Raw genomic sequence first — 12522 nt, forward strand, 5'->3', positions numbered from 1 at the left:
ACGGTTCACTGCCCATTCTCCATTTGTAGAAGTGTAAAAGTAACAATCCGTCAAAGGAGACAGTGAAGGAAAGCCATAAGGCATATACGATTCACTGCCCATTCTCCATTTGCAGAAGTGTAGAAGTAACAATCCGTCAAAGGAGACAATGAAGGAAAAACATAAGGCATACACGGTTACATGCTCATTCTTCATTTGCAGATGTGTAGAAGTAGCAATCCATCAATGGAGACAAGGAAAAGAAACCATAAGACATACACGGTTACATGCCCATTCTTCATTTGCAGATGTGTATAAGTAGCAATCCGTTAATGGAGACAATGAAGGAAAGCCATAAGGCATATACGGTTCACAGCCCATTCTCCTTTTGTAGATGTGTAAAAGTAACAATCCATTAATGGAGACAATGAAGAAAAACAATAAGGTGTATACGGCTACCTGCCATTCTCCATTTGCAGAAGTGTAAAAATAACAATCCATTAATGGAGAATAGGGTATGGAAAGGGCAGATTTCCAGTACATACGTCTCCCTTATTCCTGAATTATGGGCGTAAGTCACATGATTCAGGAGAGACAGCCACCTTTTTATGGGGAGAGCAGCCGGCAAATGCCTGATGGAAATGACCCGAAAATCACAGGAGAATAGCCGTACAATGGGCTGATACACAATTCCTATTGGAGAATGTTGTCCCCATTAGGGGACAGCAAGTTGTGTTTTCGTTTAACGAAAACAGGACGGTTTAACGGAGAATACACCGATAAACCGTTACTTATTTCAAGCTCCAGCGTCGCTTTTTACATATCTAACTATAATTCATTTGAAATCACAAAACAGATTGAACCGAATGTGGTTAGTTTGTCTGTTTATTTCATGTCCGAATCATTAGTATGCTATGTTGCAAAGTTCGTATTCATTATGAAAAAATCCGCTTACGAGAACAAGATATTCAGGTAATTTGCCATCCTTTCCCCAAAGAAGTTCGATGTTAAAAAGTTCAGAAAGCGTTTTGGCTATGTCAAATCCGAAGGCTTCGAGTGACGGACGCACTTTTTCCGGGTGTCGGCATGGTGTGCCGCAGTTACGCGTACACTCGTTATCTGAGCAGTGAAGACATTTACCTATATAGGCAAATGAACGCCCTCCATATTTCCGTTCCATATCCAATAATTCGCTCTCGATTCGTATCCGTTCCGGTAAAATGAGTTTTTGTGTATATTCAATCGGAATATCTTTGTCTTCAGGGATTATCTTCGTTGCCATAAGATGTGCATACTTGTATTGTCGGAGAAACGATTCCGTATCAAAATCAAATGGAGGACACCCCCAACTTTTACCGTAATTGGTACATTGTTTGCAAAGTTCAAGAAAATGTGGTTCGTCACGGAATTCGGCGATATATCCTTCAACAGTGATGTCTGAAGTAAAATTTTCTACAGTGTATATACTCATTGTTTCAAAATCATTGTACCGCATAAGGAGTCGAAACGGATGTTTTCATTTTGGAAAAGTCTGTCAATGTATCCGCTTTTCTGCATTTCAGACGCGGTCAAGCAACTTAAATTCGGGGTATCTAACAATGCTATCGAATCGCACATGGACAACGCGATGTCAAGTTCATGTGTCGAGAACATGATACATTTTTTCTCGTCGTGGACAAGCCTACGAAGCAACGCCACAAGTTCGTAGCGATTAGGCATGTCAAGAAAGGAAGTCGGTTCATCAAGGAGAATGATAGGAGTATCCTGTGCCAATGCACGAGCAATCATCACACGCTGGCATTCGCCATCCGACATTTTATCCATCGTGCGGTTTGCATAAGCCTCCATTCCCACCGAAATGAGCGATTGCATGACTATCTCCTTATCTGTTTCTTGCATCCTACCTATCCAGTTGGTATAAGGAGCACGGCCTATGGCTACGACATCCTTGCACCGCAGGTTGGCGATGCGCGTGCGCTCGGTCGTGACGACAGCCAGCGTTTTTGCCATATCTTCGGTTTTCATGCAGGCGATGTCGTGCCCGTCGAGAATGATTTTTCCGGAATAACACCGGTTCAGACCGGCTATGGCGCGGAGCAACGTCGATTTTCCTGTCCCGTTTCTTCCGATAAGGGCTGTCAGTTGACCTTTTTTTATCGTGGCATTTACCTCGTGGAGCAACGAGTTTTCTTTGTAACCTATGGAAAAATGCTGTAATTCTATCATGCGGTGATGGATTTGTTGCGTAAAACCACCCATACGACGATTGGGATTCCCAATAGAGCTGTAATGGCGTTGATCGGCAAGGTGAATATTTTAGAAATGATGTCGCAAAGAAGCAATATCGATGATCCCGAAAGAATTGTTCCGGGCAGAAGGACATGATGATCGCTATTTTGGAAAAGCATTCTTGTGACATGAGGCATAGCGAGACCTATGAAACCTATCGGACCGCAAAAAGCGGTTATCGTTCCGGCGAGCAGCGTTGTCGAGAGAAACAACAGGCTGCGTGAACGCCGAATATTCAGTCCCATTGTTACGGCATATTCCTCTCCGAACAGCAGGAGGTTAAGCGGTTTGATGGTCAGTACCGCCAACAGCAGTCCGGCAAACACCGATGGAACAAGAATCAGAAGTTGTCCGGAGGTGACGTCACCCAAAGCCCCCATCGTCCAAATGACAAAGGCTTTCAGCGATTCCTCTTTGCTGAGGTACTGCAATATCTGCACGACAGCACCTACGCCCGATGAGAACATCATGCCCAGAATCAGGATTACCATGATGTCTTTTATTCGCTGTCCGACGGCAGTTATCACGAGCAACACGACAGCCGCACCCACCCACGCTGCTCCGGCAATGCCTATTGATGAACCGATCCCGGCAAGTACCACAAGTGCCACACCGAGACTTGCACCGGAACTGATGCCAAGGACATAGGGACCGGCAAGAGGATTACGGAAGAGGGTCTGCATCTGAAGACCGCTGACCGATAAGGCAGCCCCGGCCAACAGTGCCACTATAGCTTTTATGAGGCGTATGTTGAGTACGATTTTTTCCGTGGCACGGGAACAATTTCCCCCGGTCAGTGCTGCCCATACATCGCGGATCGGAATGTTGACAGCTCCCACGGCCAAGTCCAGTAAAAAAAGACCGACCGTGAGCGTAATCAATATGGAGAATAATATAGTCGAACGGGATCGCATCTATTTCAGTTGCTTGTAATACACACACTCTTCCTGCACCAGTTCAGGATGGAATATCTTCACGAGGTCGCGGAGCACGATGTCAGGATTCACGACGGCAGACTCGTAATAGTCGTTACCCCCGGCTGTGTTGGTACGGGCGTTGTTGTTATACACCTCTCCATTTTTGAAACATCGGGTATCGGTGAATTTCGGACATGATGCCTTCAAGTCGTCAAGGGAGTTCGCCATTCCCACGTTCAGCCACATGTCCGCATCCGACGCGAGCAGATATGCTTCTTCTAAGTCAATGGGGATAGAAGCGTTTCCCGTGTTCTTCTGGTAGATATAGCGGCCTCCCGCATCAGTAATCAAGCGGGCTACATAACTTTGGGTTGAAGGCATGAACCACGAGTCGCCATAGGGAACATTAAGCATAACCGAAGGAGTGCCGAGGGTACTGTCGGCCACTTTCTTTTTCAAGGCGTTGTATTTGACCGGGATTGCGGCAAAGGCTTTTTCACCCTTCTCACGTTTTCCTGTGACTTCTGAAAGCACTACCATCCATTCGGCCTTGCCGAGAGGCGACTCTTCAAGATAATCGCCGACATACATGAACGGTATGTCGAGTTCTTCGAGTTTGCTTTCCATTGCGCTTGCGCCGTTCACCCCATAGAGCAGAACGAGGTCGGGATCGAGCGAGAGCAGCAACTCGTAGTTGATGTTCCCTTCATAGCCGACATCGCCAATACTGTCGCGGCGGGCTTGGATGTCTGGGTTGGAAATGTAGTCGATTCCCGAAACGCCGGTTATACACCGGACTTCACCGATTGCGTCAAGCATGGCGATATGAGTGGAAGACATCGCCACGATGCGTTTGGCGTCTCCTTTGAGTACCTGTCCTGCAAACCCTTCGGGAACCTCTTCACCGTTGCGGACGATAAACAGCCATGTGGTTACACTGTCCGCTCCCTGCCAGGGATTCCTGACGGTTATCAGTACGCTTTCCTTCCCGCCCGCCCCTTTGATGTCGAAGCCGGAGGCATATTCGGGAGCATAAAGCAGCAGGTTGAAATCATTGATTTTTGAGCTTTTGTTGTGGCAGCCTGTAAATGCCAGAGAAAGCAACAAAATCAGGCTTAAATTCTTTAATGCGTTCATATTGATGCAGATTATCGTTTACTATTTTTGTTTTTTCCGAACTTGGGTGTTATGCCGATGAATATCTCGAAATTGATGCCCGGCATGGGACGGGACAATACGGAAAGGTATTCTTCATCGAACAGGTTGTTGATGCTGCCCTTTAGCGACAGATCGGCCCATCGGAAAGAGAGCTGTTTTTCCAGTGTCACGTTATTCATGAAGTAAGGGGGCAGATAGCCCGTCAGGGTATAGTCATTACTCGACATGGTATAACGCTGGCTGTAATAACACCATTTGTAAAGCAGGCTCCATGTCCGCCATGACAGACGTCCGGTCACCGTTGCGGAAAACTCCGGCACGTATGGCAACTGTTTGCCGACGGATTGGTCTGCCGGACTCATCGGTTCGCTCTCGTTGATCGAGGGAGTCCACGAGAAAGTTCCGTTCATATCCAGTTTCCAGTCCTTTCCGAGCATTATATCAAGGTGGGCGTTGGTCTCTGCCCCGTAAGCATGTACCTTTTTGAGGTTTCTGGGGGAGAAGAATCCCTTGGTTGTGGGTAGCCAGATGATCCAGTCGTCGATGTGCGAATCGAACCAGTTGATACCACCGCTCAAAGCATATACATTTTCTTTCCCCACCGAGAACGACAACCCCACGTCGTATGTGAAGCCGTGCTCGCTTTTCAGGTCGGGATTACCGCCCGGCAGAAAATAGAGGTCGTTCAGCGTGGGAAAACGGTAGTTCCGGGAGATGGATGCTTTCGCCACGATATTGCCTTTTTTCGACAGTACCCCGTCGATGAAGAAAGCCGGGATAACCGGGGCCCATTCCGTACCGAACATATCCTCGCGAAGGACAAGCGAGGCGGCAAAACGATCGACAGGCCGCCATTTCGCAGAAACGGAACCGGAAAACTCGACACGTCCCTTGTCATACCCGACAACAGCCTTGTTACCTTCCTGCGAGATGATATTTTTGTCCGCGCTTTCCACCAAATGCTGGTGTACGGAAACACCGGCCGTGAACAGCCATTTCTCTGAAGGAGCATAATCCCCGTCCGCACTTCCGTAGAACGTGTTAATCTTACTGCGTGAGCGGGTCATCGAAGCCATTTCGCCGTTTCCCTTGTCCCGCTTGTAATCATAGGCCATCCATGTGTGTATATAGCCGCCTTTTACACCGACCTTCCATTTCTCCCGCACGCGATCCCACGAGAGGACGCCGCGAAACGTCTGCTCCCTTTGGCGGTTCTCGAAGTCCATGTCGTTCCCGTAATCCGTGCTGAGCATCGCCAGTTCCCGGTTGGAATTGATATACCAGGCGTTTAGCCCGAACTTGTCGCCTTCGCCCGTGTTATAATAAATTTCCTGCAAGACGTGCAGATCCTTATAAGCCCCGCTGCGGTTGCGTTCCGTCGGGTAATAGGAACCGATGATGTTCTTGTCCTCGTCATAGATGTTTTCCTTCTTGTCCCGGTTTCGGTATTTGTAGTCGTTGGGGGAAGAGGAATACACCACACGGGTGGAGGACTGCCAGTGTTTGTCACCGTAGGTCAGGCGGAGAAACTCGTCGAACGTGCTGAACGACCCCACTCCCTGCACGTACTGCAACCCGAACCCTTCATGGTTGGCCGGAGAAGTGGAGAGCCTGACCAGACCACCCAAGCCGCCGCCCGTTTCGTTTACCGATGACGTTCCGTGCAGCAGCGAGGCATCATCGATAAAGTAAGAAGGGATGGTGGAAAAATCCGTCATGCCCAGCATCGGGTTGTTAATGCGCATACCATTCCACGTCACTTGGGTATGCGAGGGAGAGGTACCCCGGAAAGCCACGGTGGATAACGTGGCGCGTCCGTAGTTCTTGACAAAAACGGATGAGTTGAATGTCAGCACATCGGCCATAGACAAGGCGATGTTCTCTTTCATGGCGATGGAATCGAAACGGGTTCGTTGCACGCCTATATCCTTCATAGGTCGTTTGCCCACCACCGTAACCTCCGGAATACGTAGTACCCTTTTGGTAATGCTGACGGAATTTTTCTGCTGGGCGGCAAGCAGAAAGGGCAGGCTTACCCCCACGAACAATAGAATAAGATGTCTTTTCATTTTTGTCCTCCTTCCTCGTTATTTCCAGCAGAAAGCTCCCGGAATGATTCCCACGTAAAATTCATCGATCAGCTTGCCTTGCGGCGAATAGCGATACACGATACCTTGTTGCTGGTAATCAATAGCGTCGGCCACATATACCTCCCCGTTGTTGGGATTGACCGTAAGGCCGTAGTATTTGGTGTCCCGAAACTCCAGAAAAGGCCGGACGGGAACACGGTCGGCTTCCACCGGCATTCGCCAAATATCGTTGTTGATCCAGTAAAGTGTATCCCGTGTACCGTTGAGCTGGACTTCCGAAGGCCAGTCGCCCAGCTTAAACTTGAACTGTTTCTCTACGGTGAAAGTCTCGGCGTCTATACGATAGAGAGACGGTGCCTCGTAACCGTATGGGCTGCCCTCGTAACCGCCATCCGTGATGGTCCACATCTTGTTGTATTTGTCCATGACCAGCGAAGTAGGTTGTATGCCGATGGTCAGTTCGTCCACGACCTTGTCCGTCTCCGTGTCGATTTTCAGGATGCGGTTCTGGTACGACCAGCAGTTCACATAGACGTACTTGCCGTATTGTACCATTTGTTCGGTGGAACCCGATTCCATGTCCATGTCTGGACATTCGATATAGCCGGTAATCTCGTATGTCTTGGGGTTGATGATGAAGATACGGTAGTCCCATATCTGCGTCACATAGGCTTTCTCATCCGACAGAAAATGGATATACCGGGGTGAGGTGAAACCTGTGATACGGCCCACTTCCTTGAAAGTATTGATGTCGATGGCGAAAATCACATGCGAGTTGTTCACCACGATCCAGCCTATACCGTCCCGGATAACCATAGACTGGGCCACATCGCCCAACTTGAACCCGTTGGCACGGTAAAACACTTCATTCTCCACTTCGCACGTGGCGGGATCGTAGTAGGAAAGCGTGGCATTGCTGTACTGGAAATTCCCCTCGTTGGTAATGAAAAGACCAGAGGCCGATACAGAGAAATCTTCCATCTCTCCGTAATCCCATTTCATGCAACTGCCGAAAACTGGCAGGCAGAAAAGAAAAAGGCAAATCCGTTGTATTGTTCTGCTCATTGTCATTCGGATAAAAAAGAGTACCCGAATCATTACGGGTACTCTGGTTAAGGTATAAGGTTTAATCCTGCTGCGTATATTGTTTGTCCTTCATATTTTGGAAGGTTGGGTTATACCCACATTTCGTCACGCTCCAACTTTCCCCCGTAATCATTCCGTTTTCTATAAACTTGCCGAAGAAAGTGTAGTCGGTAAATTTCGTCAAACCGTCAAAAACAACCCCATGCAAGGTCTCCAACTTCTCCATGGAAAGTGTTTCCTGAGAAAGAGAAGTCGCACTTTTTATCTGTAGCGTACCATCTATAGTCTGTAATTTATCACAAGTAATGCCTGTTGCTTTATTAACGAACAACCCTTCACCTCCTACGTGAAGCAATTCCGGAATATCCAGCGATTTACTTTGTAAAGATATTGCTAACGAACCCTCTCCCTCTTTATAATATACAGGAGAAGCTGAACAACAAACTTTGGATAGTAAGGGCAAGTTACAACTGGTAAAATTTCCAGATAAATAGAACTGTCCTCCCACTTCTTTCAAGACTGGCATTGTGATTGAAGCAAACATGGGTATTTGGATATATCCATATCCATCTATGATTTCCAAGTCGGGAAATTTGGCATTGCTTCGCATTTGGCCTGTCACATTTAGATTTCCATATACATGTTGAATTGTCGATATGGTATAATCGGTATTGTTGGTGGTTGGCTTACAAGTGAAGTCTTTGATATTCTTGAACGTGATTTCAGGGAACTTATTATTCGTGAGACTGGTGATGACAAAATTTACATTTGACAAATCTTCGGCTGTTTCAATTTTGGAGAGCTGCACCTTGTTTATAATTTCAATCTGGGGCGCTGTTTCTCCGAAGGTTTCAAATCGGGCGTTCGGCAACAGCAGTGTTCCGCTCACATCTTCAAGATAATCCAGCGTGATGCTTCCAAGTGTGGTGATCTTGCTCCAGTCGGGAAGTTGTTTGAGTGCCGTGAAATTCTTTATCTTTATCTGTCCCTTTATCGTTGTCAGTTTGTCCATTCCACCGAAAGCCTGAAGCACGTCATTTCGTTGGGGAACAAAACTACCGGTAGGAGGAGCTTCCATATTGGCTTCCATAATAATACTTCCGTTTACTGTTTCGATTTCCGGAAGGTTGATGGTTTCCAACATCACGGGGACGGTATGGAAATCAAGGCCACCGGTCTCTTTCAGCTTAAGGAAGCTCATGGAAGTCAGCTTGGCAAGATTGTTTACGGACAAGACCCCTCCGACACTTGTCAGTTCCGGTATTTCCAAAGACGCAATCGAACCGGCTGCTGTGTTCTCTTCATTGAGTCCTTGAAGATTCAGATCCTGACCTACAGTAGTCAGAACCGGAAACTCAAAACTCTGTAACGACGACGCATTGAACATCACGCTTCCTTCAATAGTTGCCAGTTTCTCGAATAGGACATACGTCACTTGGTCGTTATATACCGATATGTCTCCGGAGAGCGTTTCCAATGCTTTCATGGAAATCATGTGAAGTTCCGTAGCTTTCGAGGCGACATCGGTCGAACCTACCTGTAAACCTCCGGCAGAAACGATATTATCCAACCCTGTCAAGTCTGCACCGTTGTAACTGTTACGAATGACAATGTTGCCAGTAACCTCTTTCAAAGATGCCAATGCAGATATGTCAGTGATTTTTTCTGCCTCTTCCGCATCAGAGCCGATAATCAGGTTCCCTTTGACAACGGTTGTTTTGGTTGCGGCAAAAGAAGCTACCTCCTCGGTGGTCTTCAACTCCACATCTCCGTCAGATTCTATCTCGCTTTTCACGACCTTATAGGTATATTCGCGGGCATCTCCGTTATAGGATGTCACCCGGAAGGTTCGTTCGTTATCCCAGTCCGTTACCGTTTCAGGATCAGGTATGATTGTTGCAGAAGTTGTGTACTTGAATTCCACTTCGGCGTTGTTCAGCGATACCGTATAGGGAACGGTTATTGTTACTGTATTGTCCGTAATGTCGGCCGTGTACGATTTCCCGTCCACGGTCATCACGACCGATGTGATGAAATTTTCATCTGCATCTTCAGGTATAATTTCATCGTTTTTGTCACACGCTCCCAAAAAGAACAAGGATAGGAGCATGGGAAGAAAATAAATTTTCATACTTGTAATTTTTATTATTTGGTTAGATCCTCAAAAGAAAATACCTCCGTAGAAACTTCGCCCAGCCAGCCGCTTTTGGCCAGAACACCGCATTGTATTTTGATAAAGTCAATATATTGCAGATTGGCTTCCGTTCCATCGGCATGGATGGCATTGGAAATTTTGAAACCGTTCCTTTGTCCGCTTCCATCCACCGTACTGCCGCCTTCTATCTGGTCGTTTCCGAAATTATCCACGTACCCCCAGTCATAACTCTGATTATCCCAATAACCGGTTTGAGAATCTTGGGTGTTGCGGGCGGCCAGACAAGTGCCTGTCAGGGTATAACTGTTTTCCGAAATCCAAGCCGGATAATAATAGTCTTGTGTATGATAAGCGGACAGATAGTCTACCCAGCCGTTTCTACCGTCGGAACTGATCCATTGGACATCCATTTTTTTGCCTTCCGGACGGTAATAGGTCACTTCAAAATTCTGTATTGTTTCTTCCTTGCCTGCTTCAGATCCTTTCAGTTCGTACCACTCGTCATCCGGCAATCCGTTTCCGTTTATATCTTGCATGACCCATACGATACCCGGTTCGGAACTGCCGTCAAAGGCGTTCCCCTGAACACAGAAATCATATTGGTTACCCGAATTGGGAATACTGTGGTCGAAGCCGACGATGATATAACCCCCGAAAGAACCTAAAGAGACGTGCAGTTTGTCTTTCAAACGCTGTGTTGCCCATGCGACAGCCGCTTCAGGGGATGTTTCGTTGCCGGTCATACCGCCTATCGTGCTCGTCTCGTTGATAAATTGGCCGGGAGCTGGGGTATATTCATAGACTTTATTCCAGAGCTTGGAACTTCCCGAGGCCCGGAAGCCGTCTTGTTCCTTTTTGTCCACACAAACGACTTTTACGGTGGCAGTGACAGCCGTTTTCCCTTTGTCGATATTCCTGCTTATTTTTTCCGTCGGTGTGTCTTCCGACACAGTACAGGAGACGGTGTATTCTCCGGGTGCGGACGGCGTGAACTTGAACATGCGTTCCACTTCTCCTTCCATGACCTGACCGTCCACACTCCACTCAAAACGGGGATTGTCGAAATACTCCAACAACGGACGCAGGAAAACAGGACGGTCGGCAAAAGTGTACCTGCCCGTGGATGTTTGCAGGTAAGACGGGGTCGGGAATTTGACAACGTAGGGCATCGTTTCCACGACCTCTACGCTTACGTCTTTCGTTGTTGTCCCATCTATATTGGAAGCGTTGATTGTCACCGTATAAACACCGAGTTCTTTTTCATTGAAAGTATAAGTATTCTCGGTGGAAACGATTTTTCCTTCCCGTACCCATTCGATTTTGAACCCTTCGACATCCGAATGCTGAATATCGGGAGTAAATGTGTAATCGGTATTCCGGACGACTTTTAGCCCCTGCGAAGGTAGTGCCAGTGAGATGACCGGAGGGGTGAGTTCTTTCACTTCTACTTTCAGTTCCTCTTCGGCATAGCCTTCCGCATTGTCTACTCTTAGTTTGACATAAAAATCCCCGCATTCATTCCATGTACGTTGAAGAGACGGACCCGAAGAAACCAGCGTACCGTCTATCGTCCAAGCAAAAAGAGCATCTTCAACATTCTGGTATATCGGGGCGATAGTCAATTCGTGATCGACCTTGACCGTGTAAATACCGGTCTCGCTGTCAAGTTCTATTATAGGTTGTCCTCCTACTTCTTCGGTAATGACTTCATCCTTGTTGCAGGAGGTGAACAGCATACAGGCAGAAATAATAAAATAGTGAAAACGATGCATGATGTGTGGATTTTAGAAAAATAACAGGGATACCCCCGACAGAAGGGATATCCTTGTATTCTTTTTATTGTATGGTGATATCATCAATACAGATATAAGCCGGAGTATTCAAACCGTATGCTCCCGAATCCGAACCCTCGAAGTTGAATTTCACACTTTGCACCCCTTCGGCATTGATTTCCCAATAATCCCATGTCGTGATAGGATCAACCTGTTGTTGGCCGTTACGATAATCGGCTAAAAGACGTTTGTAAGTGCGGATCAGACCGCCATTCGCATCATAACATTCCAGATTCACTTGGAAATACCCTTTCATCTCTTTCAGAGGAGTCGCTACCCCCGTAGAACCGAACTGATTACCATAAGTAATGACACCATAAGTGTATGAGGTGTTGCAGATCCACAGGCCGACCAATTTCCGGGGAACATTGAAATAAAATTCTGGTTTAGCCATCCATGCCTGATTGTAAGCATCCACATATCCGTAAACGACACCGAAATTGGAACCGCTGTGCCCGGCTTCCTTATTCTGTCCTTCCGCTTCCACCGCAGTGTTATAGACAGAACATTGGTTTAGATAAGAATACCACCAGTCTCCGGTATTTCCCGACTGATTGGAGCGGATGTTCCAGTTGGAAAGTGCGATGCCGCCGCTGGAATACTCTGTGCTTCCACCTACAGTATTAAACATTGAAAGGAAGAGATATTCTTCCGGAGTATTGTCGTAAATGGTGGTTACTTGAGGATACCCTTGGTACGAATAAAGATTTTCTCCGGCCGAGGTAGGTCCTGCTAACATGCCGGGATCGAAATCATCGAAAGTGATAGTTAAAGTACCGTCCGGATTTGTCACAGCACGGGTTTGCGAAGTTCCGGAATCAACCGGGTCCATCAAAAAGTCATCGTCCGAGCTACAGCCAGAGAACAAGGCGGTTGCGGTAAATAGACAGGCACCTGCCAGAAAGCGTAATTTTCTTTTCATAGGTCACTCATTTTAATGTAAAACATATTATTAACAAACACAAAAAATTCCCGTTCGTGCGGACTTACACGAACGGGAATATGTCTGTCTTCAA

General features: G+C 47.0%; 9 protein-coding genes. All 9 read right to left on the bottom strand.

Features of this window, described 5'->3' with window-relative positions; all coding sequences use genetic code 11:
* Positions 1–883: 883 nt before the first annotated feature.
* A complete protein-coding gene (locus tag NBH01_RS09580) occupies positions 884–1450 on the bottom strand; it encodes a DUF2284 domain-containing protein (RefSeq protein ID WP_004289236.1) in 567 nt (188 codons plus the stop codon).
* Positions 1447–2205: an ABC transporter ATP-binding protein gene (locus NBH01_RS09585; RefSeq protein ID WP_004289235.1), complete on the bottom strand. Its 759-nt coding sequence runs from the start codon at positions 2203–2205 to the stop codon at positions 1447–1449. The genes NBH01_RS09580 and NBH01_RS09585 overlap by 4 nt, the downstream gene beginning before the upstream one ends.
* Entirely contained in the window at positions 2202–3182 is a 981-nt protein-coding gene (locus NBH01_RS09590; protein WP_011203111.1) for a FecCD family ABC transporter permease, read from the bottom strand. The genes NBH01_RS09585 and NBH01_RS09590 overlap by 4 nt, the downstream gene beginning before the upstream one ends.
* On the bottom strand, positions 3183–4322 hold the full coding sequence (locus NBH01_RS09595; RefSeq protein ID WP_011203112.1) for an ABC transporter substrate-binding protein: 1140 nt from the start codon (positions 4320–4322) through the stop codon (positions 3183–3185).
* 11 nt (positions 4323–4333) lie between these two features.
* The gene (locus tag NBH01_RS09600; RefSeq protein WP_004311295.1) at positions 4334–6412 is read right to left on the bottom strand and encodes a TonB-dependent receptor plug domain-containing protein; all 2079 of its coding nucleotides are present in this window, start codon (positions 6410–6412) and stop codon (positions 4334–4336) included.
* An 18-nt stretch (positions 6413–6430) separates the two neighbouring features.
* A complete protein-coding gene (locus NBH01_RS09605; protein ID WP_004293828.1) occupies positions 6431–7531 on the bottom strand; it encodes a YncE family protein in 1101 nt (366 codons plus the stop codon).
* Positions 7532–7559: 28 nt separating this feature from the next.
* Entirely contained in the window at positions 7560–9650 is a 2091-nt protein-coding gene (locus NBH01_RS09610; RefSeq protein WP_004311297.1) for an SGBP N-terminal domain-containing protein, read from the bottom strand.
* A 14-nt stretch (positions 9651–9664) separates the two neighbouring features.
* Entirely contained in the window at positions 9665–11446 is a 1782-nt protein-coding gene (locus NBH01_RS09615; RefSeq protein WP_250700081.1) for a PKD-like domain-containing protein, read from the bottom strand.
* A 64-nt stretch (positions 11447–11510) separates the two neighbouring features.
* On the bottom strand, positions 11511–12428 hold the full coding sequence (locus NBH01_RS09620; protein ID WP_007567599.1) for a DUF4465 domain-containing protein: 918 nt from the start codon (positions 12426–12428) through the stop codon (positions 11511–11513).
* Between the last annotated feature and the right edge of the window lie 94 nt (positions 12429–12522).

Origin of the sequence: Bacteroides sp. B1-V-101 (assembly GCF_023656585.1) — a bacterium.
Taxonomy (GTDB): Bacteria; Bacteroidota; Bacteroidia; order Bacteroidales; family Bacteroidaceae; genus Bacteroides; species Bacteroides thetaiotaomicron.